Origin of the sequence: Marinomonas transparens (assembly GCF_016463975.1) — a bacterium.
Lineage (GTDB): Bacteria > Pseudomonadota > Gammaproteobacteria > Pseudomonadales > Marinomonadaceae > Marinomonas > Marinomonas transparens.
Genome location: NZ_JAEMNX010000032.1, coordinates 1 through 24681, shown reverse-complemented (window position 1 = coordinate 24681; position 24681 = coordinate 1). Strand labels below are relative to the sequence as shown.

The 24681-nt window shown below is 42.0% G+C and carries 22 protein-coding genes, 1 tRNA gene and 2 pseudogenes; 4 read left to right on the top strand and 21 right to left on the bottom strand.

Annotation, left to right across the window (positions count from 1 at the left end; translation table 11 throughout):
* Window positions 1-9 precede the first annotated feature (9 nt).
* The 17 genes and pseudogenes from I8J31_RS19210 to I8J31_RS19130 all read right to left on the bottom strand — a co-directional run bounded on the left by I8J31_RS19210 (window position 10) and on the right by I8J31_RS19130 (window position 19781).
* Window positions 10-1077: a flagellin gene (locus I8J31_RS19210; RefSeq protein WP_199470200.1), complete on the bottom strand. Its 1068-nt coding sequence runs from the start codon at window positions 1075-1077 to the stop codon at window positions 10-12.
* A gap of 1767 nt (window positions 1078-2844) precedes the next feature.
* Window positions 2845-3129, bottom strand: a pseudogene (locus I8J31_RS19205) (flagellin); the annotation flags it as partial.
* Window positions 3130-3615: 486 nt separating this feature from the next.
* Window positions 3616-4167: pseudogene (locus I8J31_RS19200) on the bottom strand (flagellin N-terminal helical domain-containing protein); the annotation flags it as partial.
* A gap of 558 nt (window positions 4168-4725) precedes the next feature.
* Window positions 4726-6216 (bottom strand): HD-GYP domain-containing protein, encoded by a 1491-nt coding sequence (locus I8J31_RS19195; protein WP_233402919.1) that lies wholly within the window; start codon window positions 6214-6216, stop codon window positions 4726-4728.
* A gap of 85 nt (window positions 6217-6301) precedes the next feature.
* The gene (gene flgL / locus I8J31_RS19190; RefSeq protein ID WP_199470198.1) at window positions 6302-7621 is read right to left on the bottom strand and encodes a flagellar hook-associated protein FlgL; all 1320 of its coding nucleotides are present in this window, start codon (window positions 7619-7621) and stop codon (window positions 6302-6304) included.
* A gap of 4 nt (window positions 7622-7625) precedes the next feature.
* Window positions 7626-9599: a flagellar hook-associated protein FlgK gene (gene flgK, locus I8J31_RS19185; RefSeq protein ID WP_199470197.1), complete on the bottom strand. Its 1974-nt coding sequence runs from the start codon at window positions 9597-9599 to the stop codon at window positions 7626-7628.
* 122 nt (window positions 9600-9721) lie between these two features.
* Complete coding sequence (flgJ, locus tag I8J31_RS19180) at window positions 9722-10684, bottom strand: flagellar assembly peptidoglycan hydrolase FlgJ (protein WP_199470196.1); 963 nt, start codon at window positions 10682-10684, stop codon at window positions 9722-9724.
* A gap of 8 nt (window positions 10685-10692) precedes the next feature.
* A complete protein-coding gene (locus tag I8J31_RS19175; RefSeq protein WP_199470195.1) occupies window positions 10693-11781 on the bottom strand; it encodes a flagellar basal body P-ring protein FlgI in 1089 nt (362 codons plus the stop codon).
* 48 nt (window positions 11782-11829) lie between these two features.
* Entirely contained in the window at window positions 11830-12693 is an 864-nt protein-coding gene (locus tag I8J31_RS19170; RefSeq protein WP_199470194.1) for a flagellar basal body L-ring protein FlgH, read from the bottom strand.
* A 13-nt stretch (window positions 12694-12706) separates the two neighbouring features.
* Window positions 12707-13492 (bottom strand): flagellar basal-body rod protein FlgG, encoded by a 786-nt coding sequence (gene flgG, locus I8J31_RS19165; RefSeq protein ID WP_199470193.1) that lies wholly within the window; start codon window positions 13490-13492, stop codon window positions 12707-12709.
* A gap of 48 nt (window positions 13493-13540) precedes the next feature.
* Entirely contained in the window at window positions 13541-14284 is a 744-nt protein-coding gene (gene flgF, locus I8J31_RS19160; protein WP_199470192.1) for a flagellar basal-body rod protein FlgF, read from the bottom strand.
* Between the two features lie 149 nt (window positions 14285-14433).
* Window positions 14434-16131, bottom strand: a complete 1698-nt coding sequence (locus I8J31_RS19155) for a flagellar hook protein FlgE (protein WP_199470191.1) — start codon at window positions 16129-16131, stop codon at window positions 14434-14436.
* A gap of 12 nt (window positions 16132-16143) precedes the next feature.
* Window positions 16144-16848 (bottom strand): flagellar hook assembly protein FlgD, encoded by a 705-nt coding sequence (locus I8J31_RS19150; RefSeq protein WP_199470190.1) that lies wholly within the window; start codon window positions 16846-16848, stop codon window positions 16144-16146.
* 10 nt (window positions 16849-16858) lie between these two features.
* Window positions 16859-17308: a flagellar basal body rod protein FlgC gene (gene flgC / locus I8J31_RS19145; RefSeq protein ID WP_199470189.1), complete on the bottom strand. Its 450-nt coding sequence runs from the start codon at window positions 17306-17308 to the stop codon at window positions 16859-16861.
* A 5-nt stretch (window positions 17309-17313) separates the two neighbouring features.
* The gene (gene flgB / locus I8J31_RS19140; RefSeq protein ID WP_199470188.1) at window positions 17314-17703 is read right to left on the bottom strand and encodes a flagellar basal body rod protein FlgB; all 390 of its coding nucleotides are present in this window, start codon (window positions 17701-17703) and stop codon (window positions 17314-17316) included.
* 251 nt (window positions 17704-17954) lie between these two features.
* Complete coding sequence (locus tag I8J31_RS19135; protein ID WP_199470187.1) at window positions 17955-18791, bottom strand: CheR family methyltransferase; 837 nt, start codon at window positions 18789-18791, stop codon at window positions 17955-17957.
* Between the two features lie 60 nt (window positions 18792-18851).
* Complete coding sequence (locus I8J31_RS19130; RefSeq protein ID WP_199470186.1) at window positions 18852-19781, bottom strand: chemotaxis protein CheV; 930 nt, start codon at window positions 19779-19781, stop codon at window positions 18852-18854.
* A gap of 137 nt (window positions 19782-19918) precedes the next feature.
* Here I8J31_RS19130 and flgA point away from each other — a divergent pair, with 137 nt between their 5' ends.
* From flgA to I8J31_RS19110, 4 genes are all read left to right on the top strand, one after another.
* On the top strand, window positions 19919-20611 hold the full coding sequence (gene flgA, locus I8J31_RS19125) for a flagellar basal body P-ring formation chaperone FlgA (RefSeq protein WP_199470185.1): 693 nt from the start codon (window positions 19919-19921) through the stop codon (window positions 20609-20611).
* A gap of 125 nt (window positions 20612-20736) precedes the next feature.
* Window positions 20737-21048: a flagellar biosynthesis anti-sigma factor FlgM gene (gene flgM / locus I8J31_RS19120; protein WP_199470184.1), complete on the top strand. Its 312-nt coding sequence runs from the start codon at window positions 20737-20739 to the stop codon at window positions 21046-21048.
* A 38-nt stretch (window positions 21049-21086) separates the two neighbouring features.
* The gene (locus I8J31_RS19115) at window positions 21087-21566 is read left to right on the top strand and encodes a flagella synthesis protein FlgN (RefSeq protein ID WP_199470183.1); all 480 of its coding nucleotides are present in this window, start codon (window positions 21087-21089) and stop codon (window positions 21564-21566) included.
* A gap of 78 nt (window positions 21567-21644) precedes the next feature.
* Window positions 21645-21720: transfer RNA gene (locus I8J31_RS19110), tRNA-Arg, on the top strand.
* 67 nt (window positions 21721-21787) lie between these two features.
* Here I8J31_RS19110 and I8J31_RS19105 read toward each other — a convergent pair.
* From I8J31_RS19105 to I8J31_RS19090, 4 genes are read right to left on the bottom strand one after another with little or no spacing between them, the layout of a single operon-like run.
* Window positions 21788-22195, bottom strand: a complete 408-nt coding sequence (locus I8J31_RS19105; protein WP_199470182.1) for an OsmC family protein — start codon at window positions 22193-22195, stop codon at window positions 21788-21790.
* Window positions 22196-22219: 24 nt separating this feature from the next.
* On the bottom strand, window positions 22220-23029 hold the full coding sequence (gene trpC, locus I8J31_RS19100; RefSeq protein ID WP_199470181.1) for an indole-3-glycerol phosphate synthase TrpC: 810 nt from the start codon (window positions 23027-23029) through the stop codon (window positions 22220-22222).
* 20 nt (window positions 23030-23049) lie between these two features.
* Window positions 23050-24090, bottom strand: a complete 1041-nt coding sequence (gene trpD / locus I8J31_RS19095; RefSeq protein ID WP_199470180.1) for an anthranilate phosphoribosyltransferase — start codon at window positions 24088-24090, stop codon at window positions 23050-23052.
* Window positions 24091-24099: 9 nt separating this feature from the next.
* Window positions 24100-24678, bottom strand: coding sequence for an anthranilate synthase component II (locus tag I8J31_RS19090; protein ID WP_199470215.1), 579 nt, complete (start codon window positions 24676-24678; stop codon window positions 24100-24102).
* Window positions 24679-24681: the final 3 nt, after the last annotated feature.

Genomic DNA, 24681 nt, shown 5'->3' with positions numbered 1-24681 from the left:
CATTCACTATTACCCCAAAAGAGACAAGGCTGTTTGTGGACGTTGATTTGCTTGAGCCAAAATAGACGAGCTCGCTTGCTGAAGAATCTGAGAACTTGTTAGTTTAGCAGTTTCTTCCGCAAAGTCAGCATCTCGAATACGAGAACGGGCAGCCGATACGTTTTCAGAAATATTACTCAAGTTACTAATGGTTGAACCAAAACGGTTCTGTACCGCACCTAGCTCAGCACGCTTAGCACCAACCGCTGCAATCATCTCATCAACAATAGCAATCATACTTTGGGCATTTTCCATAGAGCTGACAGAAGGTGTACCAAAACCTTCAGATGGATCACCAAAGCTTCTAGATCGATCTGGTGGCTGAGGAGCATTAGGATCAACATAAACTTCACCTCGCGCTTCAGCATCTGCTTTCGCTTGAATCTCAGGGTCTACATAAGTTCCGCCATCCGCTTCAACTCGTGCTCTTTCCTCTTCTTTACGTGCTGCTTTCTGCTCTTCATAAGCCTTAAGTTCTCTTTCATATGAAGCATCAGAAGATAAGCCAGCCATGGTAAAGCCGCCATTATTCGCGTAATCCTGCTTAGCACCTTTACTCAAATCAAAGCTGATCGTTTGGTTAGCGTCCGCACCCACTTGGTAGATACCTTCATAAGTACCATCAAGAAGATTCTTACCACCAAAAGTGGTATCGGAAGCAATACGATCAATCTCAGTTGATAATTGACCAATTTCTTGCTGTAGCGCTACACGATCTTCATCAGAGTTTGAGCCGTTTGCAGACTGAATAGACAAAGTACGCATACGTTGCAGCATGTTTGTCGTTTCACTCAATGCACCCTCTGCAGTTTGAGCCACAGAAATACCATCATTGGCGTTTCGTACCGCCTGATTCAAGCCATTGACCTGAGAAGTTAATCGGTTAGACACCTGCAAACCAGCAGCGTCATCAGCAGCACTGTTGATACGTAAACCCGAAGATAAACGCTGAAAAGATGTATCCAAAGTTTTACCGGATTGCATCAACTGACGCTGTGCATTCGTAGACGATGTATTCGTATTTACATAAAGAGCCATTATAGCCTCCTAGGGTTTCACAATATCCTGCAAAAAAGCAGAGTGTATATAGTTTTCGACCTCTCTCAACAAACCTTTAGCCATTTTGAGAAAATAATTGCCGAACACTAGGAAAAAGAATGCCTATGATCGGCAAATTTTAACCTAATTCATTGTTCTAACTAATAAAATAAAAACTTCATCAGCTAAATTTATTAATTTTTCGTTAACTCAAAAAAAACAGCGATACCACTCTCACAGCAAAAGCTGCTTTATAGTGGAAACCACCAACACCTCAAAGTCATAGTCAGCCCTCCCAAACAAGGAAGCGATATAGAAAACCTTGTTCTAAAACACTAAAAAGCCCCAACAAAGACTTCTTTCTAGAAGTCTCAACTAACACAAAAGACTCAGAGCACCACAACCTCAAAGCCATCTAACACATGCTAAGAAGGTTCAAATAGAGCCTCTAAGATCCAGACCTCCAAAAACATCAAGCAAAGCGCAGCGCCAGAAGGATAGGCACGTCTTTACCTACTCAAAAAAAAACGGCATAACTATTCCGCTCTACAAATAAGCAATAGAGTTTGTTTCTTTGATCTGAGAAATAACCAGCAACACCCTTAATTTGCTTATAACTGGGCACTAGCTGTCTTAATCAAACACTGTGTAAAAACACTTCTTCAACGATTTCGATAGATACAAACTCCCCATTCACACCTAAGGAAGGCTGACAGCCCCATACCTCTATTTGTAAAAATGGATAGGAACAGGCATCCCTTACTCTTTTTAAGCAAGCACCACTTAGCCGCTTCTCTTCGAAACAACCTATTTACAAAGCAATGCCCTCTATATTTTTGGTGTAACAGAACCTCAGCAACGCCCTTACTTTGTTTGCAAAGGGCCATCACCTCTCCCCACCGCGCCCAATAAAAACCAAACGGCAAGGTTATGTTATGCATTCGATTAGCACGGCAATTTCAATAGGGCCTTTCATCAAATCCTCCTCATGACACTTTCTTCAAACTTGCTCTATGCGAACCTTTAGCACTCAGCTGCGATTCGTCTCCCGCTCTAAACTAGATGCAGTCAGGAATAAAACAGTTGTACACTCAGACATAAGCAAATACGTGTCTCACCTTTAAAGGTTAAACAGACCTACGTGAAGAAGCCCAACAGCGCTAAAAAATAAGCCCCTCACTAAGCCCCCTAAAACGGCAGAAAAAACATTTGATGCAAAAAAGCCTACGTCCATCACTACGTATAAAATCTTGCCAGTTCCCAACTTCCTACCGATATAGGTAGAAGCACCAGAAAATGGATAAAACATTATTTAAAGTAAGGCAGGGTCATCATTTACACCACACTAAACACTCCTACGTTAACGAGTAACTCGATACGCTTATCTCCATTACAATGAAAAATGGTTTACAGGCTATTCATTCGCCTATACAAGATTCACCTAGATAAATCGCTAAGAAAAACAACCAATCCCCTCTTAGCTCCTTAATAGCCATATGTTCTCAACCACTAAATAAGTGCCCAGACCTCTCTTTGAAACAAGAATCTAGAACACGTTTAATACTTGAATACATATGGTTACTGACTCCCTCTCCTAAAGATCACTGCAAAAAACAGATATCCAAAACGAAAAAAGCCGGGTGATTGCTCACCCGGCTAAAAAGCCACCCTCTAGGAGAGAATAAGTGGCTCAAATTCCGAGATTTGGCTCGAAAATTCATTGGTATGATAGTTACGACAACCACACCAAATTGTTGCTTTTACTTATTACCCTCCTAGTAACGATAGGGCAGTTTGAGGACGTTGATTTGCTTGAGCAAGAACGGTACTACTTGCTTGTTGAAGAATTTGCGCACTGGTTAGAGCCGCCGTTTCTTCCGCAAAGTCTGCATCCCTAACACGAGATCGGGCAGCCGATACATTCTCAGAGATATTACTTAGATTATTTACTGTAGAACTAAAGCGGTTTTGTACCGCACCCAGTTCCGCTCGTTTAGAATCAACAGCCCCAATCATCATATCCAACATAGCAATCATACTCTGCGCATTATCGATGCTCGTAACAGAAGCTGAATCAACGGTAACCAGAGGTCTACCGAATTTTTTCTCTGGCTCAACAACAGTGCCATCAGCTTTTACTACAGTGCCATCTCTTTTTGTTACAGAACCGTCAGGATGAGTAATTGAGCCATCTAACTGAGTTACCCTGCCATCCGGATGAGAAATTGTTCCATCTAAATTCGTGGTCGTGCCATCTGCATTAGCAACAGTGCCATCCGCATTCGTTACATCTTGTCGAGGAGTTCCATCGGCATTAATGGGTGCACCATTGTCATTAATCAGAATCCCGTTCTCATTAATTTGGTTCCCTTCCGCATTGATACGGACCCCTTTCTCATTAACTCGCTCGCCGTCTTTATTAACTAGTTCACCAGCTTCATTAACTAATCGCCCCTCGTCGTCAACGCGGTCGCCATTTTCATTAACAAGAACACCTTGTTCATTTAAATGAGGTGGCTTTTCTTCATAAGGCACACCAGAAGACAAACCAGATAGGGTAAAACCACCGTTTCCTACAAAGTTAATGGAATTATTTTGACCACCGTATTCCATAGAAAAACTGATTGTCTGATTCGCATCAGCACCCACTTGGAAAATACCTTGATAACTACCATCCAATAAGTTACGACCACCAAATGTTGTGGTCTCCGCAATACGGTTTATTTCCTGAGATAGCTGAGTCATTTCCTGTTGCAAGGCAACACGATCTTTATCAGAGTTAGAACCGTTTGCAGATTGGATAGCCAAGGTACGCATACGCTGTAGCATGGTAGTGGATTCATCCAACGCCCCCTCAGCAGTTTGAGCAAGCGAGATACCATCATTGGCATTTCGTACCGATTGGTTCAAACCATTAATCTGAGAAGTTAATCGGTTTGTAATTTGCAAGCCTGCGGCATCATCAGCAGCACTGTTAATGCGTAGACCAGAAGATAAACGCTGATAAGCAGTATCAAGCGTTCTACCAGAATTTGTTAGTTGGCGTTGAGCATTCAACGACGAAGTATTCGTATTTACATATAAAGCCATTTCATCTCTCCTAGAAATAAAAATTCAACTAACAGCCTTTTATTTTATATAATTATTCAGCTGTTCATCTTTCAAGTTATATATCGACTAACCAAATTTAATCTTTAATATTTTAAATCACTTTTTATTTTTGTTTTATTAAAAGCATATTCAAAATACTTACAATAAACTTATCGACATATAAGCATGATTCTTTAATATTTTTTTGATTTTATTTCCAAAAAGAGAGCTGAAATTTGAAGGGATATATTTATCGTACCGTTTTCAAATAACTTTAGTAAAAAGTTAAAAAATAGACGATAAAGATTATTTCAACGCGTAAAACAAGGGCAGCAGTACAAAAAACAACCAACACTTAAGAGACAGCTGGCTAGTGAGACCAACCGTTAAGGTTGACAAGGACATTAGCAAGAAAGTACTCAGGACAGCGAACTCATAGGAAAAAACAAGAAAGATAAGCAAAAGAGGATTATTAAAAATAACGCAATAGAGGGAAACGAGCTAAAAATGGAAAATAAATCTTAGCGATAACCTTTACTAGACAGTAATGAATATCTATCAGGAAATATGATTAATAAACTGCAGACCTAACGATTGTGGAGAAACATCTTTTTCCACAACAACATCATCAATAACATTTGCCACTTTATTTAACTCTATGTCTGTCGATGCAATAAAGGACTTATTAGTCATGCTATAAACCTGACGAATTAGAGCAGGCTGAAAAGATTTATTCAGTGTTAATACAAAGCCGACACGACCATTAGATAATAAAACACAAGAACCAACTGGAACTCTACCAATACTTTTCAAGAAAACAGATAAAAGAGTTTCATCAAAAGCCAAACCGGATTCCTTTAACATTTGCTGACATGCCTTGATTGGCTCCATTGAGTCTTTATGTGGTTGTTCTGAGGTCATAGCATCATAGGCATCAATAATCGCGGCTATTTTTCCGTAAACTGAAATTTCCTGATCTTGCTTACCATTTGGATAGCCTGAACCATCAATTTTTTCATGATGATCCTCTAGCATTTGGAAAACTACTTTAGGAAGATTTTCGCACTTGTGCAAAATCTGACTACCAAATTGTATATGCTTACGAAACAGGTCAAATTCACCAGCCGTCATTTTTGTGCTCTTATTAACCATTGCAGCAGGCAGACGGAAACGTCCTAAATCAAATAACAGCGCTCCTAAAGCAATTGCTTCCACATAAGCATCTTGCAACTTCATCGTCTTTGCAAAATGAATCCCCAAAACTGCCATACCCATTGCATGCAACACTAGGTAAGAAGAAACTTCTTTGATATGGCGTATTGCCATGAGAGCAAAAGGATTACGTGAGTAAGAGGTTATCAGCCGTTTACAGAACTTTTTCAGCTCTGGCGTATCTAAAAGTTCGCCTCGTTTAAACAGCTCCATCTGCGTAGAAAGCAACAAATTTCCATCTTTAAATAACTTAAGCGCAGTAATCACCTCATCATCAAAAGAGGTAGAAAACACTTTAATTTCACGCTGAGTTTTTTTTTCTGAGCCTAAGGCCTCTTTGTCAAAAGCCGGTTCAGTACGAGAAGAGACTCCAGCTCTGGCTAAACCCTCAACACCACTCCCCTTAGCCTTATAACTCAATATATACTCACGAGTATTTTCATCAAGCTCTTGCCTAAAGTAGCGAAACAACCCCTTATCCTTACCTTTACCTCGGGCAAACTTACTACGCAGCTCTTTTGTACTAAAATCTCGATTTAATTTTTTTAGGCTACGTACGGACTTACCATTGGCAATGGATAAGCAAAGAAACAAAAACCGCTCTTGGGCATCGTAAAGCCGTTCACGACGACTCGTTAATAATTTGTCATCATTAAAATAGGCATCATAAGGTAGGAATTCGGAATCTAAAACAGAACGTAATACATCAAAAGTAACTTGGCGAACGGCTATGTTTACAATGCGCTCTTTTCGACCATGGATTTTTATCAAGCTTTTCACTCGCTTGTTGTCCATCACCTCTTTTTTAATACCAAAAATGTCGAGTATTTCGTCCATATCAAAATACCCAACACCAATATCAGCACCAAAGCAGGACTCCATCTGAAATGCCGACATTTATTTACCTTCTACTTAAGAGTTCTTATATCTGATTGAATAATGATAAATTGTTAATTCGAGAAAACAATTTCTGTGACGCCGTTAACGCTGATTCCGCCATAGACAATTCAGACGCCGCTGCGGCAACATCCAGCCCTCCAATTTTTTCTTGCGTTACAGCATTAGACAGATGATTGGCAGCACTAAAATCTTCACGATTTGCCAAGGTATTTAATCTCGCACCAATAGAAGAACGCCCTTCACCAACCACTCTCTGAGTATTATTAATGCTGGTAGTTGCATTAAAAATAGCCTCTTCGCGTTCATCTATACTGGCTTCTTTATCTGACAATGCACGTATCGAATCATTAATTTGATTAAGCACATTGTCTCTTTTCGGAGCAATCAGTGAAATATCAACTTTCTCGCCTGGCGCCGCTTTTAGAGTAAAAGTCATTCCACCAAAGAGAATAGGCCTACCTGCAACATAAGGCCCAGCTGCAATTTCCTCCCCCTTATAATTAGTCACCACATATTCTCCAGGAAGACCATAATAATCATCGCTATTTTCTTTGTCATCCTGTGGAGAAACATCCAGTGCTTCAGCAGTATTTGTCTCCGAGGAGCGAGAACCAGTACCATCAGCGCCGGGCTTACGAGTCGTTAAAACAAACTTATTCGCTTCTGAATCAACAGGGTTGTAATATTTGTCTATAAACTTATTAAAACTACCTTGATTTCTAACCTTAGCGATTAACTCAACATCACCACCTTTCACTCTTGCATTAAAATTATGATGGGTCCAAATATCTTGAAACAAGTGTTTTCCAGAGTTTGTAACTGCCATTTGCATATTTTCAGCAATTTGCACATGCTTCTGGCCTTCATTACCTACCCACTGATAACGACCATCACTGCCAATCACAAAAGCCGGAGATTTTGTATCTGTTCCCGCAAAAATATAACTGCCATCAGCGCTTTTAGAGTTCATCAACTCAGCCATTGATTCAACAATCATGGAGAGTTGTTGGGTAATAGCATCAACATCCGTCTGCGTATTAACGTCATTCTGAGCTTGAATAAAAAGCGTTTTTGCCTCATCAAGAAAACCATTTAAGCTGTCTAAGGCCACTTCTTGATATTCCAAGTTACTGGTTGCCATCTTCATTGCTTCATCGTATTGCGCTAGTTTTTCGTTACTAACCTGATATTGCAATACTGCTCTCGCACCCACAGGGTCATCACTGGCTTTAGTAATATTAGTCTGTTTATTAATTTTGTCTTGGATGGTTAAAAGCCTATCATTAGCACTGGTAATCGCCTGACTAGACTGACCATAAATAAGGTTGTTAGTTACTCTCATAAGCTTACCTCATCGCCCCCAACAGTGTATCGAACGTAGTGCGTGCGGCGGTAATCACCTGGGCTGCAGCGGAATAAGACTGTTGATATTTCAATAAATTAACCGCTTCCTCATCCAAACTCACTGCCGACAACTTGTCACGGCGACCAATACTTTGGTTCATTATCACTTCAGTCGACTTTGCATTCCCTTCTAGTTCAGCCGTTTTGCTACCGACATAAGCAACAAACCCAGCATAAGAAGTCGCCAAAGTTGATTTCCCCCCCACCAAATCCTGATTTTGAAGATCAGCAAGCGCCAAACCATTAAAATTATCGGATTCACCAAGCTCGTCAACACTCATGGAAAAGACATCACCCATTTTTGGCCTAGAAGAAATAGACACATCAAAACCAGCATCTTTTGCTAGTCCTGCTTTTTCCAATAAGTCGCTAAAATTCTGCACCCCATCAACACTAGCCAGCACCCCCCCTGAGGCATCCCGAACTTCATAAGCGTTAGGAGCCGTAAAGTAAATGCTATGGGGGGCACTTGGATAAAGTGTCGCGTCACGAGAAAAAGCGGAAGTGTCAGGATCGGTATTCGTCACGGAAGAAAGCTCAATCTTCGCCTCAGATAAATTGTCAGAATTGGTACTAACCCCAATAGGAGCACTTAGCGCTATGTCACTGCCATTCTGAGCAGAAAGGCGTAAACTGGCAGCAGCCCCTTGAGCGGGGGAAAAGCGAAACGCATCACCCGCTTTATAGTCGTCCACATCCCCTAAGCGTATATCCAATCCTAGTTCATCAAGTTTATAAAAACCGTGACCATCCTTTTTACTGTTCAAATCTAATAATACTGATTTACCTGTCAGCTCACCGGAAAGGTCGTAAGTTCTGACTAGAAAGTGATCGTCACCTGTCTTAATAAGTTCGTAGGAATCCGTTGTAATCTTAGCCGACTCACCTTTAGACACTCGTACAGAAAGGTCTGGCGCCTTGCCCTTATTGTCCGCTAAAACATTAATTTGTACGTCACCCAAAGTAAATAGTTTTCTACCAAAGCCACCATTAGCATCAATGCCTAAAGCATTTTGAGAATTCATGGCATCGGCAATGGAAATAGCATGTTGACCTAATGTTCGATCTGCTCGCATCGTATACTCAGATCGAAAGTCAATAAGCCCACCAATCGAGCCCCCCAAATTATCGGAGGTCAAAGCGACATCATAATCGTCAAAATCAATCATTAGATTAATTTTCTTCGGCTCTAACGGATCTAGCTCAAGCTTCACTTCTGTCGCATTCTGCTCCATCACCAAAGGCTGTCCATTGGCCAACTGAATTGTCATGGTGCCGTTACTGGTAAACTGAGTTTTTATATGCAAATACTTAGCAATATCTTTTGCCAATAACTCTTGCTGATCTCGAAGCTCATTAGCGGGTGAAATGGACATACTTTCTTGCTGTAAAATTTGCGTATTGAGATCGGCAATTTGGGTAGTCAGTGCATTTAAATCGATTAGAGACGCCGCAAGCTGATCATCTACAATACTTTCTTGCTCACCCACAATACCTGACAAGGTATTATATTGATTCACTAAGCTATCAAGGCTTGAATGAGCTAATTCTCTTAAAGATGGAGAAGAAGGATCATTATTAGCCATTTGCAAAGCTTCAAACGCTTTATTGAGGTAACCATTCAAAGCGATACTGTCTTCTGCCAACAGACCATCAGACACAGAGATCATAGAATGATAAGTATCGTAATAAGAGAAGTTGGAAGTATCTACCCTCACCTGCTCATTGATGAATTTATCAACTAAACGCGAGGTATCACGCATGACAACGCCACCAACAGGAGAGCTGGTTGCGGAGACTCTTTGGCGACTATAGCCTTCAGTATCCACATTGGCTGTATTATGCCCAGTCGTATTAATACGGGCATTACTAGACTGCAGTCCAGACAAACCAACGGAAAATAAACTTGAGCCCATTGCTCATACCTCATAGCGCTTTGTTCAACTGTAGTATTGAACTTTATTCAACTGTATCGGCTATTAATGCAAGAACTTTACCAAGCATGAAAATAGATTATGTTATTACTGAAGATAAAGGGCTAAAGCTTCTGAAACCACTTACTAGAAAGGATATTATCGATTTTTTTTGCATAATCAGGGTCAGTAGCATAACCACCTTTTTGCAACGAAGCGGCAAACATTGACGCATCCTCTCCAGCTTGCAAGGCACCTTTGTACCGCTCGCTAGATGATAAAAACTCAGCATAATCATCAAAACTTTGAGAAAAAGAGTCATAGGCACGAAACGCGGCTTTTTCTTGTTTAGCAACACCGCTACGAAACTCCAAAGTATTCACCACAGCGCGATCACCTTGCCAACGATTATCTGCCTTAATGCCAAATAGGTTAAAGCTTGCCGCACCATCTTCTTTCGCAATGGGGTATTTCCCCCAGCCAGTTTCTAACGCTGCCTGCGCCAATATCGCCCTAGGGTTCACCCCCAAAGTCTCCGCCGCTTTTTGGGCATGTGGCCAAAGCTTTTCAACAAACTCATCTGGAGACTCAAACACCACAGACAGTGCAGACGGCGCTTGAGCGATAGACTCACTTTGAGGAGCATTAGTAATTTCTTGTTGTACAGACTGAATAAATTCGGTCGACGCACGACGCGCCAAAGCTTGAACTCTAACAAGGTCTTGCTTAGCCACTTGATTTAAGAAGTCAGTATCATCCTGACTATTATTGAGACCTTGACTGCCCTTATTTTGATACTGACGAATCAAGGCTTCGGATAAACCAATGCCACCAGATTTCGCCAAACTCTGCGCCATTTGGGAATCCATCATGTCCTGATACTGTTTCGTTTGAGCACTGTTAAAAAGCCCACCACCAATCGCATCATTGGTACTACGCATGTTTTTCAACAACATATTAATGAAGATAGACTCGAACTGCTGGGCAACGTCTTTCATCGCCGCATCAGGGTCCTGCTGCGCTTTGGTTTTTAACGCAGATAAAGAAGAAAAATCAGCAAAAAAATCTTGTGGAGGCACTGAATTCATCATCTCACCTATATAATCACAAAATCAGCGTTAATGGCGCCAGCTTGTTTTAAACCTTCTAAAATCGCCATCACATCACCCGGCGCTGCGCCGACCTGATTCACCGCGCGCACGATATCATTCAGAGAAGCACCTGGATCAAAAACAAACATATGACCACTCTCTTCACTCACTTCTAACCCTTCTCGTGGCGATATAATGGTTTCACCACCTGTTGTCGTTCCATCTTGCCCAACAACTTGAGGGGTCTCTTCAATAGTAACGGTCAAACTGCCATGGGTTACAGCGGCTGGAGAAACTTGAACATGCTGACCAATAATAATGGTTCCCGTACGTGAATTAATCACAATGCGCGCCCGCTCTTCACCCACTTCAACTTCTAAATTCTCTAAAATAGATAAGAAAGTGACTCGCTGACTTGGGTCTCTAGGAGCAGACACACGGATTGAAGTCGCATCAAGGGTTTTAGCAACACCAGCGCCTAAGAGGTTATTAATTTTATCGGATACCTGTTTTGCCGTAGTGAAGTCAGGTCGGTTTAAATTAAAGGTCAGCGTGTCTCCGGTATTAAAGCTACTAGGCACCACACGCTCAACACTGGCACCATTAGGAATACGCCCAACAGTAGGGATGTTCAAAGAAGACCTTGAACCATCCGCACCGTTTACCCCTAGACCGCCCACAACTAAGTTACCTTGAGCGATAGCGTAAACCGCACCATCTGCTCCTTTTAATGTCGACAGCAATAAAGTTCCACCACGCAGCCCGCTGGCATTGCCAATAGAGGAAGCCGTCACATCAATTTTTTGTCCCGGTTTTGAGAAGGCAGGCAAGGTCGCCGTCAAAGACACCGCGGCCACATTTTGAGACGTTGCGCTAACACCTTCTGGTAAAGTCACGCCAAAGCGCGACAACATACTAGCAAAACTTTGATTGGTAAAAGCCGTACTATCACCAGTGCCATTCAAACCAATCACCAAACCATAACCAAACAATTGGTTTTCTCGTACGCCTTGAACACTGGTAATGTCTTTTAAACGTTCAGCCTGCGCTGAAAAGGACAAAACAAATAAGAAAATTAGCGCTATGTACTTCATTGCATCACCCATTGAGAGGACAAAAGCCTCACTTATTTAATCACCAAATTAATACGGCATATCACTTGAATTAAGTAAACGACTGACCCAACCTTGTTCACTACCAGCGGCGACCTCTCCTGTACCGGAATAGGTAATACGCGCATCCGCTACCCGTTCAGATTCTACGGTATTATTTGGTGAAATATCCTGTTTGCGTACCACACCAGAGAAGCGCAGATACTCATCCCCTTGATTCAACCTTAGCCACTTTTCGCCACGTACTGCCAATAAGCCATTCGGGTATACTTTAAACACGGTGACAGAGATGGTACCACTGAGACTGTTGTTTTGATTAGCCGAGGCATTACCAGAGAAATTAGTGTCCTGCTGAGGAACCGTGGTATCTATTCTTAATTCGGCCCCTAATACCGTTGGGTTTTCCAATGTCGCCGAGGCAGATTTAGTAATAGCAGCACCATTCGCTTTAGTCGACGCCGTTGTTTCATTAAGGTTAATCGTTAAAATATCGCCTAACTTACTGGCTTTCTGATCACCAAAGAAGACATCTCCCATGCTCGTCTGATAAATACCACCAGTAGGTGCTTGAGTAGGAGCCATACCATTTGGGTAAACAGGCGCATAATAAGGGTCATCAGATTGTATTATTTGACTCTCTTCTGGACCTGACAAAGGGTCATTTGGATCAGGCACATAACCTTTTCGTGGTTCTTCCGGCTTCTCCTCCTCAGTATCGGATGCATCTTCGTTCTCATCATCACCTGTCACCGCATCAACAACCGCTTCGGTCACTACCGCAGCAGCACCAGAGGCTGCTGCTGCGGCTACCGCCTGCTCATTTACATCCCAAGACAAACAGCCGGATAAACAAGTCGTTAATAATACCAAGAGAGCTAATCTAATCTTCATCATCTTCCACGCTTTATTAAAGCTGCTGTATCGCAAAGCTCATCATGCCATCCGCAGAAGCAATGACTTTAGAGTTCATTTCATAGGCCCGCTGCGTGGTAATCATATTCACCAATTCTTCAATCGAATTAACGTTAGATGCTTCCAACATACCCTGAGCAATCGTCCCAAGTGAATCAGTACCTGGAGCGCCAACAATAGGAGGACCACTAGCATTGGTTTCTGCGAATACATTTTGCCCTAGAGAGCTCAGTCCAGTTGGATTAATGAATCCAGCTAAGTTGATCGTACCAACCTCCTGAGCATCCGCATCGCCTTGTGTTCTAACCGACACAATGCCATCTTGGGAGATGATAATATCAATCGCTCCTTGATCAATGTCGATACCAGGCTGAACCAATAAGCCACTTGCTGTTACCAATTGCCCCTCACTGTTCAGCTGAAGGCTACCATTACGAGTATAAGCAATCGTCCCGTCCGGCTGCTGCACCTGTAAAAAACCTTTACCTTGAATGGCAACATCTAACTGACGATCCGTCACATTATAATCACCATCGGAAAAATCTTTTTGCGTCGCCCCCACTTTGACACCAGTACCTAGTTGCAAACCAGATGGAAGTTCTGCATTTTGTGCACTCAAACCACCAGGTGCACGAACTGTTTTATACATGAGGTCTTCGAACACAGCACGGTCTTTTTTAAACGCAGTGGTTGATACATTAGCCAAGTTATTGGCCACCACATTGAGCTGCTTATCCATCGCACTTAAACCAGTCTTACTTACCCATAATGCTGAATTCATATAAGCCTCTTTTCCATTCTATTATTCTTTAAAATTTATCAATCAAAGCTACGCTGATCGCTGTAAAATACGCGCTGAAGAATCACCATTTTGTTTAATGGAATCCATCATTTTTATATTCATTTCAAAACGTCGAGAGAGATCCATAATGTGCGTCATTTCTTCGACTGCATTAACATTACTACCCTCAATAAATCCAGACACTAGCTGCACATTGGGATCCAGCTCAAATGCCTGTCCATCTTTAGCATGAATTAAGCCGTCTTCCTCTTTACGCAACGCTTGACTATCAGGCATGACTAATTTGATTTGGTTAATAACCGCAATTTCATTCGCGGCCCCACCTTGTGGAACAACGGAAATAGAACCATCCGATGTAATATTTATCTTATCGACTGGCGGTAAAAAAATAGGCCCATCCACACCGGCAATAGGCAAACCTCGGCCTGTTACCAATTGCCCTGCGGCATTAATTTGCAAGTCACCAGCACGGGTATAAGCTTCTTGACCTTTATCATCATAGACAGCGATAAAGCCTTCACCAGACACCGCCACATCTAAATTACGCCCTGTCTGTATCATGTCACCTTCGGAATAGCGCGTAGCTGGATTCTCTGTCATGGCATACACTCGGCTAGGGTAATGATCCCCATACACTTGCATAGAGCGGGCCTGCTCAAAATCAGCCCGAAAACCAGTCGTGCTAACATTGGCTAAGTTGTTCGCATGAATAGTCTGCGCACCCATTGTCTGCACACCGCCACTCATAGCTAGATATAAGGCCTTATCCACTGCAATACTCCTAATAAGTTTAACGAACTAAAAGAGGTACTATCAAAAACCGTACCAACTAAAAACTTTTTAGAAAACAACAGAAAAAAGCAAAAAAAAAGCCGAAACAGCAAAACTGTTTCGGCATGAGGTCTTACTCTCTCCTAATTCTATCTGAGATTGATAATCGTCTGTGTTACCGCATTCTCAGTCTCTAACGTTTTACTATTGGCCTGATAATTTCGTTGCGCTTCAATCAAGCCAACCAATTCTGCTGTCAAATCCACATTAGATTCCTCCAACGCCCCCCCTTGCACCTTACCTAAGGTACCGCTATTAGGGCGGCCTATGTTGGCAGGACCTGACTCTTTACTCGCTACCCAACCAGTATCACCAGCTGGCGTCAAACCGTCAGTATTATCAAAGGTAGCCAGAGCCAATTGGCCAAGTGTTGCCGATTGCTGGTTAGTATAGGTAGCAATCAAGAAGCCATCTTCATCAAACGACACCCCTTGCAACTCACCCGCAGAGAAACCATTTTGAACAAAAGTGTCGGTATTATCTAAAGCATATTGAGTCGAGCCATTCAACTCAATTGGCATAATAATGCTGCGATTGGTTGGATCAACACCAGATAACTCCAGCGACACAGGCTGAGAAATTTCATAGGGAGGCAAGCCACGATAAGTACCCGACATATTACCCGCTTGGTCGAACGTCACAATGGTCCCAGCTTCTAAAAAATTCTTTTCTTCCCCGGTTGAAGGATCTGTATAAGCTTCTTTACCATCAAGCGTTGCTCTCAGCTCATAAGTATTATTTTCACCCTGCTGGATAAAGTAATAACCTAAAGTATGAACCTCACCTAAAGAGTCATAGACATTTTTAGTATTACCATAGCTATAGCTAGCTGGCTCTAAGGGATCAAAGGCTTTACGAGCGATATTAATCGGCTCTCGCATCATCGCCGGATCAAGTGAGTCGGCAATAGCAATACCGTTAATCGTTGCATTAATAGCAACCGGTGTCCTAGACAAAGCAGCAATATCCAATACACCGGGCTCACCAGACCCCACATAAAGTATTTCATAAGGCGCTTCAACAATACCATCAAGGTTATAGTCTTTGCCCCCTTCTGCGGAGTTAAAGGTAGCATAAGTATCAGGCAGAATAGGAGATCCTGTATCATCCATTAGGTTGCCATCAACTGTCGCATGCACTTGGTAAGTATTAGGCAATTCACTTTTAGCAAAATAATAACTAATAATATGGTTATTGCCATTTGCATCCGTAATGGTTTGCGTCTGCGTATAGTTATAAGTATCAGGGTCTGTTGGATTAAAATCGGCACGAATATAAGGAGGAACATCTTCCCCTTCAGAGTCCAAATTTACCTTCAGTTCCATCGATGTCGTAGGCTGAGGCGCAATACGATCCGTTGGGACCACCAGATTTTCTAAATTACCACCCACAATTCCATCCACGGCGTTGTAGCCTTGAACATTACCGCCAGTATTGGTCACCAAGAAACCCTCAGCGTCCAATTTAAAATCACCCGCTCGAGAATAGGTTTGAGCCGCACCGCCATCCAAAACAAAAAAGCCCGTACCGTCAACCGCTAGGTCAAGGTTATTGTCCGTATAAGACAAGTTACCAGAAGAAAACTCTTGTGCAACGTTACTCACACTGACACCAGAACCAATGCTATTACTACTACCGGCACCTAATACACTGGTGTTGTAGAGATCATCAAATTCAATGCGAGACTTCTTAAACCCCGTCGTATCGGCATTGGCAATGTTATTACCTGTGACACTTAAATAATCTGCTGAGGCCTTAATGCCTGATAATGCTGTATTGAATCCCATAATGCTCTCCAATCACCCTAATATTTCTAATTCATTTGTAAGACCGATTTTTCCGTGATTTTCCACGTTTAAAACCGTACCATTTTCACCATTTATGGTGACCCCTTGAATACGCATAGGAAGCTTAGTATTCAAGGCAGATACTTCACCTTTTTCATTAACAGATGAAGCGGCAAATCGATATTCGCCGGACGGCAAAGGATTACCCTCATCGTCTAATTTATCCCAGCTATAATCGCCTGAACTAATCACAGCAGTTCTTACTAAAAGATTATTCGCATCAAAAATCTTCACCGTAGCCGATGTTGACCCCTCTGGAATCACCGTTTTAATTCGAACATTGTCCTGCGCATCTGAAACAGTCGACTTGTTACCATCCATCAATACCGTTTTACCAACCAGCGTTGAGGCACTTAATGCCTGATTAGAAGTCATCGCCGTTGCCATGTTTTCTAATTGATCAGAAATGCTGGTTAATTTTTCCAAAGAACTAAACTGCGACATTTGCGCCACCATGTCATTGGTGTCTTGGGGCGCTGTTGGATCCTGTCCCTTAAGCTGCTCAATATACAACTTCAAAAAAACGTTTTGATCAGCTAGCGCACCTTCCTCTACTGCAACCTCAGGTTTTTCAATGCCAGCCTTGGATTTAGCGCCCTCTGTGCCGTATTGAGAAATAAGGTTTTTTAGCCCGTTATTGTCAGATATATTTGCCATGTCTTAGCTCCTATGCCTGCCCAAGCGTGAGCATTTTCTGCATCATGCTTTTTGCTGAATTCATTATTTCCACATTCGTTTGGAAAGACCGAGATGCCGACATCATATCCGCCATTTCTTCTATTGGATTAACATTTGGGTAAAAGACATAGCCTTCTTCATTTGCCATGGGATGATCTGGTTCATACCTTGGCTGAAGTGGTGCCGAAGATTCCACAATACCATCTACTTTTACACCAACTCCCGCGCCACTGTTATCCATAGAGGCATTCCCCCAACCATACTCTCGCATATTGTCATTCATCATCTGAGAAAAAACAGGCTTACGAGCACGATAAGTCCGATCAGCAGAACTCGCCACGCTGTCTACGTTTGCCATATTACTTGCAACCGTATTCAAACGTACCGTTTGCGCGCTCATTGCTGAGCCAGAGATGGTGAAAATATTACTTAAAGACATAGTCATTAATTCCCTGTCAGCGCTTTCTTCATACCGCTGATTTTTCTATCTAAAAACATAAAACTGGAATCGAATTGCAATGAGTTCTGTGCAAATTCAGCCTGCTCACGCTGCATATCAACAGTATTCCCATCCAACGAAGGCTGATTTGGATTTCGATAAAATAGATCATCCGCTTCGCCTCCTGAAAAACCTGAGATATGCTTGGAGTTGGTACCAGCAAGTGCTAATTTACTTCGCTCTGTATCAAACATAGAGTCAAAAGCAATATCTCTGGCCTTATAATTTGGGGTATCGGCATTCGCAATATTATTTGCAAGCACTGCCGCCCGAGCACTTCTAAACTCTAACGATTTATCATGTCCTGCAAATGCACTTTCAAACGAAATTGCCATCTCACCCTCAAAACCAAATAAACAATTAATATAAAGCTAATATAGCAATTATAATGCCAAAAAATAAAACCCATATAAAACAACAACCTAATCATCATCGGTCTTATAAACGGCAAAAAGCGGCAAGCAAAAACACGGAGAACTCAACCCAATAAAGAAGCTATTAGGCAGCCCATAAAAAAACCCACCTACAAATTAAATTATAGGTGGGTCTTGAATTTTAGTTGTTTTTACTCGTCTCGTTTGGAGCCTTACAAGGTTTTTGCTCTATAGACGATCCCTGGATGGCATTGCACTATTTCAAAATGAGATGACAAACCGCTTAATGCCTCAGATCCTCCCAAAAATAAATAGCCGCCTGGGTTAAGAGAAGCATGCATCCTCTTCAAAATATCTAGCTTTAGTTCTGCAGTAAAATAAATCAGTACATTTCGGCAAAAAATCACATCGAACTTACCAAGAGCAGAAAATGAATCAATCAGATTCAAATGCCTGAAGTCTACTCGAGAACTCAACTGAGGCTTGATTTTCCATGAAGAATCATTGATTTTATCAAAATAACGACGCTGTAGATCTGCACCAAGACCACGAGCAATAGCCAAGCTATCGTATTCTCCTTGCTTAGCATGCTGTAGAATATTTGTACAAATATCCGTCGCTATTATTTTCTCTCCCATCTTCAATGCGCCGGGGCGAGCAGCTTTAAACTCCTCAATGACCATACTAATTGAATAAGGTTCTTGACCTGTAGAAGAAGCCGCGGACCAGATTTTCAACGCAGACTTGGTCATTTCTGGTAACACTTTTTCTTTTAAGATGACAAATGGATGCGTATCCCTAAACCAAAGCGTTTCATTCGTCGTCATTGCATTAATGACTTCTTCTTTAAGCTTACTGTTACTATGCTTTTCTAGAGCATCTACTAATTGCTCTATCTTTGAAAAACCTTCTCTTTCTAAGGTTTTCCCCAAACGACTTGCAACAAGGTACTGTTTATTATCACTCAACGAGATACCACATACTTTCTGTAGGTAATCTCTAAACCTTATGTAACCATTCGGCGTAATTGCATTTGTGCTACTGAGCATTAGAACTCCAAAATGGCAGGATCAATATTTCAAGAAAAAAAGCATTCACAATACTAGACATTAATCAGACTGCACTTGTACTGTTTCAATCGCCAACCTTGCCAATTCATCTGGCTGAAATTTCGCTAAGAAACCATCAGCGCCCACTTTTTTCACCATAGCCTCGTTGAATACACCACTCAAAGAAGTATGCAATAAAATAAACAAATCCTGTAAACGGCTATCATTTCGAATCGCTGTCGTCAATGTATAGCCATCCATTTCTGGCATTTCTATATCGGAAATAACCATGGAAAATTCATTTGTCACATCCAGTCCGTCAGCAACCATGCCCTGTAAGTATTCCAGTGCTTCACGACCATCACACAATACCGTCGTTGCAAAACCAACCTGTTCCATACAACGCTTAATCTGCTTACGAGCAACTGATGAATCGTCAACAATCAAAATATGATGTTTCTTAGCATTCTCTTGAACGCCTTCATCAACAATACCTTCAGAAATATCTTGACGAGTAGGTGCCACTTCAGAAAGGATTTGCTCAACGTCAATAATTTCAACCATTTCTTTATCGACCTGACAAACCGCAGTTAGATAGTTATCGTTCGACAACCCTTTTGGAGGTGGCTGGATATCACTCCAATTCATATTAACAATACGTTCTACACCGCGAACCAAAAAACCCTGAATCCGTCGATTGTATTCAGTAATAATCACAAAACAGAGGTCAATATTTTCAATTGGGCTTGCACCAGTCGCTAAACCTAAATCTAAAATAGGAATAGTTCCACCACGAATATGCGCAACCCCTCTAACAACAGGGCTACTGTGAGGCATAGTCGTCAGCTTAGGACACTGAAGAACTTCTTTTACCTTAAAAACGTTGATTCCATATATCTGCTTGCCATTCAAGCGAAAGAGCAACAGTTCTAGGCGGTTCTCACCAACAAGTTGTGTTCGTTGATTAACGCTATCGAGAACTCCGGCCATAAATGCCTCCTACTGTGTAAACGTCAAATGGGATATAGCCCAATAATTGTTAAAATACATCATCCAATGATAAAGTGATTTCCGTTACTTTACTAATATCTTATTTAAAGATTAATCATAAACAAAGAGAGTCAATCATGCGAATTATGGGGCTAATTATAGCCTTCGCTTTTTTCCAAGCCAGCTTTACATTCGCCGCTTCTGTTGAAGAGCAAATAAATCTCTATATAAATAAAGTAGAGATTCCCCGTCTTGAAAAGCTGTACCCTGACGCCAACATCAATATTACATTAAATAATCAGGCCGCTCTCAGTTACTTACCTAAGTGTCAGGACAATACCCTGCAAATCAAAAACCAAAGACCAGAGGCAACCAAACGAACAAACTACGTGATTGCATGCAACACTCCTAGTTGGAAATCTTTTGCCCCTGTTACTCAATCCATCATGATTCAAGCAATAAAAACCACCACCCAAATCAGCCGAGGGCAAGTCATTAACAAAAACAACACCAATATTGGTGAGGTCGACTTGACCAGTTTACGCGGTCAGGTTTTTACTCTAAAAGAACCACCTTACGGCCTTATTGCTTCACGCAACTTGCGCATAAACACTTTCATTACAGATGCTCTCACCAACCAGCCAACCCTAATAAAAAAGGGCAACCAAGTTCTTATAACGGCAAGAAGTGGAAATATTATAGTAAAGATGAACGGTATTGCCCTAGAGAATGGAACAAAAGACCAACAAATCCGCGTTCAAAATACTAGCTCGCAACGAATTATATACGCCAAAGTTGTAACTGACAGTGAGGTTCTTGTAAACTATTGAGTAGATGATTAGCGACGAATCCTATGCTACTTTATATAGAAAGCCATCGACGAAACTTTCTATTAAAGTTTTCGCAGACTTGGTCGATAAAAAGAACAGGTGAATAATTTAAGGCGGAAAACCCAATGGCAATAAACGTTACAGGGTTATCAAATCAGGGCAACATCGCTAAAAGTGAGAGATCACAAAAAGATGGTGTTGCAGGAAATTCGAAAGATAATCCAGCTGTTCAAAACGGCGGAACCATGGCTAAGGATACCGTAAAACTTAGCGGTACGGCGCAGACACTGCAGAGTCAACAGTCAAAAATCAACAAACTTCCTGACATTGACCAGGACAAAGTTGATCAGATAAAACGCTCCATTGCAGCAGGCGAATACAAAATAGACACGCAAAAATTAGCGAATAACATGGCGTCTATGGACTCATTATTCTAGACTCTTGTTTTCACAACTGTCTTTAATCGGTTCGCCTTATGCTCCCCATCACACCTATTTTTGTTAGAAGCAAAGAGATACTAAAGCAACTCTCTTTGCTTCTTGATGAGGAGCGCGTCGCTTTTGGTGAACTAAGCAGCGACACTATAGTTAGCCTTTCCGAACAAAAAAAATCCCTTCTCGATGAAATGAATCAACTTAATAATAAAAGAATTAACATTCTTATTAAGTTTGATGTTGTAGACAGAGACAATCCAACAGAAGAGGAATTTAAGGTTTGGCTGGATCAACAAGACAGCTCTATGGACCATATTCGGCTTCTAATGCAGGAATGCGACCTTCTGTTACGAGAATGTAAAACCAAAAACCATACCAATGCGCGCATCTTAAACACCCTACAAAAGCGTAACAAACACCTTTTCGAACTACTACAAGGTCATAGCAGTAAGAATAAAGTCTACACTTCTAGAGGCTCAACCAAACCAATAAGCAGTAAACACACTTTAGGCAGAGCTTAAAAACATCATAAGAATCAATACCATGCTTACTTATATTTGTAATTCCTCGGTTATTAATGTATAAAATGCACACCGTGCGTCTCCATAGGTAAACAGGATATACCGGCCGCCTCCTAAGCAGCTATTCCAGGTTCGAGTCCTGGTGGGGACACCATCAGAATCATAAAAAAAGAGCCAACGGCTCTTTTTTTATTTCAAGCAATGATAACTTTGTAAACGACTTACTCGGCTTCAATTACCTCAAAGCTATGCACAATTTTAACACCGCCTCGCTCTAGCATTAAGGAGGCAGAACAATACTCTTCAGCTGATAATTTCACGGCACGCGCCACTACTTTTTCTTTCAGGGAACGACCAGTCACTACAAAATGAACTCGAATTTCCGTAAATACAGAAGGCACGCCATCAGCACGGTCAGCTTCAATTTGAGCCACACACGACACCACATCCTGACGGGATTTTTTTAAAATACCAACCACATCATAAGAAGTACACCCCCCCAAACCAGCCAGAATAAGCTCCATGGGGCGAGGTCCTGCCGCCTGATTGCCGTCTATCTCTACTTTAAAACCAGAGCCCGTTTCTGCCGTAAAATGAACGTCTTCCTGCCAGCTTACATTCGCTTTCATCTTCTCAACCTTTAAATTCTTCTATTAAAATATTTCAGCCAACTTTGCACCGGGATCCGCGGCACGCATAAAGGCTTCGCCAACCAAAAATGCATGTATATTTTTATGGCGCATCAAAGCCACATCTTCACGGGTATGTATTCCGCTCTCGGTAACAATCAAACGCTCTTCAGGCACCATTCCCATAAGCTCAAAGGTATGATCTAAGCTCAACTCAAAAGTGTGCAAATCTCGATTATTAATCCCCAATAGCTCAGTTTGCGTATATTGAAGCGCCAACTCCATTTCAGCTCGGTTATGCACTTCCACCAGCACATCCATACCAAGGTCACGCGCCATTTCATCCAGTGTTTGTAGCTTTTCACCACTCAAACAAGCAGCAATCAATAAGATACAATCAGCACCAATGGCCCTTGCTTCCAGCACCTGATACTCATCAACCATAAAATCTTTGCGGATCACGGGTAACTCACAAGCGTCACGAGCCTCAACCAAGAAATCCTCATGACCTTTGAAAAAGTCACTATCCGTCAATACAGACAAGCAAGCCGCTCCAGCCTTTGCATATGACTTAGCAATATCAGCAGGAACAAACGGATCACGCAAAATACCCTTGCTCGGCGAAGCCTGCTTGATTTCGGCAATCACTGCCGCATTGCCTGCGGCTATTTTATTTTTTAATGCCTGAGCAAAGCCTCGAGGGGCATTATGCGCATTCGCAACCGCTGCAGCGACTTCTAAATTGCTATAAGAGGTACGAGCCTTTCGCTCAGTAATTTCTTCATGCTTACGAGCAACAATTTTCTTTAAAATCGTCGGTGTTTCTACCTGCATTACGTCATTGCTCCTATCTATTACAATGAGTCATTATTCATAAAGCAACGAGTAAAGCTCGCTAACTCAGACATTTTAACTTTCGCTGTACCGCCACCAATGACGTCCTCGGCAATATTAATACCTTCCGCTAAAGTGCTTGCAACACCAGAAACATAAATAGCGGCTCCTGCATTCAACGCAACAATATCGCGAGCAGGGTTTACCTTACCCTTGCCTTCCAGAGCTGTTTTGATTAAGGCTAAACTCTCACTGGCATCATTCGCCTGAAGAGCATCTACAGATTGCAGAGGAATACCAAAATCCTCAGGCGAAATACGGTATTCAGAAATACTGCCAGCTTTTAATTCAGCAACATAAGTCGGTGCCGCAATGCTAATTTCATCCAAACCATCTTCCGAATGCACCACCATCACATGCTCGCTACCCAAAGCTTTTAGCACTTCCGCAATCGGTCGTACCCATTTCTGATGAAAGACCCCCATTACTTGCCGCTTAGCATTTGCAGGGTTCGTCAATGGTCCAAGCAGATTAAAAATAGTACGTGCTGCCATTTCTTTACGAGGACCAACTGCATGTTTCATCGCTGCATGGTGATTGGGAGCAAACATAAAACCCAAACCAATCTCTTCCACGCAACGGCATACTTGCTCAGCATCTAGACCAAGATAAATTCCGGCTTGCTCTAATACATCCGCACTGCCTGATTTGGATGACACAGAACGACCACCATGTTTTGCCACTTTAGCGCCCGCTGAAGCGACAACAAATGCCGAAGCCGTCGAGACATTAAATAGGTTGCCACCATCACCGCCAGTGCCACAGGTATCCACAACCTGATCGAGATTCAACGCCACTTTACTCGATAGCTCTCGCATCACTTGCGCCGCTGCAATTAATTCATCAACGGTTTCACCTTTCATTCTTAGCCCAATTAGAAAACCACCAATCTGCGCCGGCGTTGTTTTTCCTGTCATGATGTCATGCATCACAATGCGCATTTCATCACTGGTTAAATCTTGATGTTCTACTACGGCAGCAATTGCTTGTTGGATATCCACTCGCATCCCCTATCGTGTCAAAAAATTAGCTAACAGGGCATGACCTGCCTCTGTCAGAATGGATTCAGGGTGAAATTGCACCCCTTCTATAGCATGGGTTTTATGCCGAATCCCCATTATTTCATCTCGCTCTCCCGCCTCATCTTGTGTCCAAGCCGTAACCTCAAAGCAATCCGGCAAGGAGGCAGATGATACCACTAACGAATGATAACGAGTCGCGAAGTAAGGGCTCACTAAGCCTGAAAATACAGAAGTATCTTGGTGATAAATTAAAGAGGTCTTACCATGCATGACATTTTTAGCATGAATTACCTCCCCACCAAAGACTTGGGCAATACTTTGATGGCCTAAGCAAATACCCAAGATAGGAATTTCTCCCGCAAAAGCCTTAATTGCCGCCATCGATACTCCAGCTTCATTCGGCGTACAAGGACCGGGAGAAATAACTAAATGGGATGGCGCAAGACTGCGAACCTCTTCAATAGATATCTCATCGTTTCGATAAACTCGCACATCAACACCAAGTTCTCGAAAGTATTGAACAAGGTTGTAAGTGAAAGAATCATAATTATCGATCATCAAAAGCATTAA

Excerpts from the sequence above, each read along its gene's own strand:
- flgC (WP_199470189.1), bottom strand. The coding sequence starts at position 17,308 with ATGTCTTTAAGTAATATTTTCACCATCTCTGGCTCAGCAATGAGCGCG.
- flgJ (WP_199470196.1), bottom strand. The coding sequence starts at position 10,684 with ATGAATTCAGTGCCTCCACAAGATTTTTTTGCTGATTTTTCTTCTTTA.
- I8J31_RS19210 (WP_199470200.1), bottom strand. The coding sequence starts at position 1,077 with ATGGCTCTTTATGTAAATACGAATACATCGTCTACGAATGCACAGCGT.
- I8J31_RS19105 (WP_199470182.1), bottom strand. The coding sequence starts at position 22,195 with ATGAAAGCGAATGTAAGCTGGCAGGAAGACGTTCATTTTACGGCAGAA.
- I8J31_RS19090 (WP_199470215.1), bottom strand. The coding sequence starts at position 24,678 with ATGCTTTTGATGATCGATAATTATGATTCTTTCACTTACAACCTTGTT.
- trpC (WP_199470181.1), bottom strand. The coding sequence starts at position 23,029 with ATGCAGGTAGAAACACCGACGATTTTAAAGAAAATTGTTGCTCGTAAG.
- I8J31_RS19175 (WP_199470195.1), bottom strand. The coding sequence starts at position 11,781 with ATGAAGTACATAGCGCTAATTTTCTTATTTGTTTTGTCCTTTTCAGCG.
- I8J31_RS19135 (WP_199470187.1), bottom strand. The coding sequence starts at position 18,791 with ATGCTCAGTAGCACAAATGCAATTACGCCGAATGGTTACATAAGGTTT.
- flgK (WP_199470197.1), bottom strand. The coding sequence starts at position 9,599 with ATGGGCTCAAGTTTATTTTCCGTTGGTTTGTCTGGACTGCAGTCTAGT.
- I8J31_RS19195 (WP_233402919.1), bottom strand. The coding sequence starts at position 6,216 with ATGGACGAAATACTCGACATTTTTGGTATTAAAAAAGAGGTGATGGAC.
- I8J31_RS19150 (WP_199470190.1), bottom strand. The coding sequence starts at position 16,848 with ATGGCAAATATATCTGACAATAACGGGCTAAAAAACCTTATTTCTCAA.
- flgM (WP_199470184.1), top strand. The coding sequence starts at position 20,737 with ATGGCAATAAACGTTACAGGGTTATCAAATCAGGGCAACATCGCTAAA.
- I8J31_RS19170 (WP_199470194.1), bottom strand. The coding sequence starts at position 12,693 with ATGATGAAGATTAGATTAGCTCTCTTGGTATTATTAACGACTTGTTTA.
- flgB (WP_199470188.1), bottom strand. The coding sequence starts at position 17,703 with ATGGCAATTTCGTTTGAAAGTGCATTTGCAGGACATGATAAATCGTTA.
- I8J31_RS19155 (WP_199470191.1), bottom strand. The coding sequence starts at position 16,131 with ATGGGATTCAATACAGCATTATCAGGCATTAAGGCCTCAGCAGATTAT.
- I8J31_RS19130 (WP_199470186.1), bottom strand. The coding sequence starts at position 19,781 with ATGGCCGGAGTTCTCGATAGCGTTAATCAACGAACACAACTTGTTGGT.
- flgA (WP_199470185.1), top strand. The coding sequence starts at position 19,919 with ATGCGAATTATGGGGCTAATTATAGCCTTCGCTTTTTTCCAAGCCAGC.
- flgG (WP_199470193.1), bottom strand. The coding sequence starts at position 13,492 with ATGAATTCAGCATTATGGGTAAGTAAGACTGGTTTAAGTGCGATGGAT.
- I8J31_RS19115 (WP_199470183.1), top strand. The coding sequence starts at position 21,087 with ATGCTCCCCATCACACCTATTTTTGTTAGAAGCAAAGAGATACTAAAG.
- flgL (WP_199470198.1), bottom strand. The coding sequence starts at position 7,621 with ATGAGAGTAACTAACAACCTTATTTATGGTCAGTCTAGTCAGGCGATT.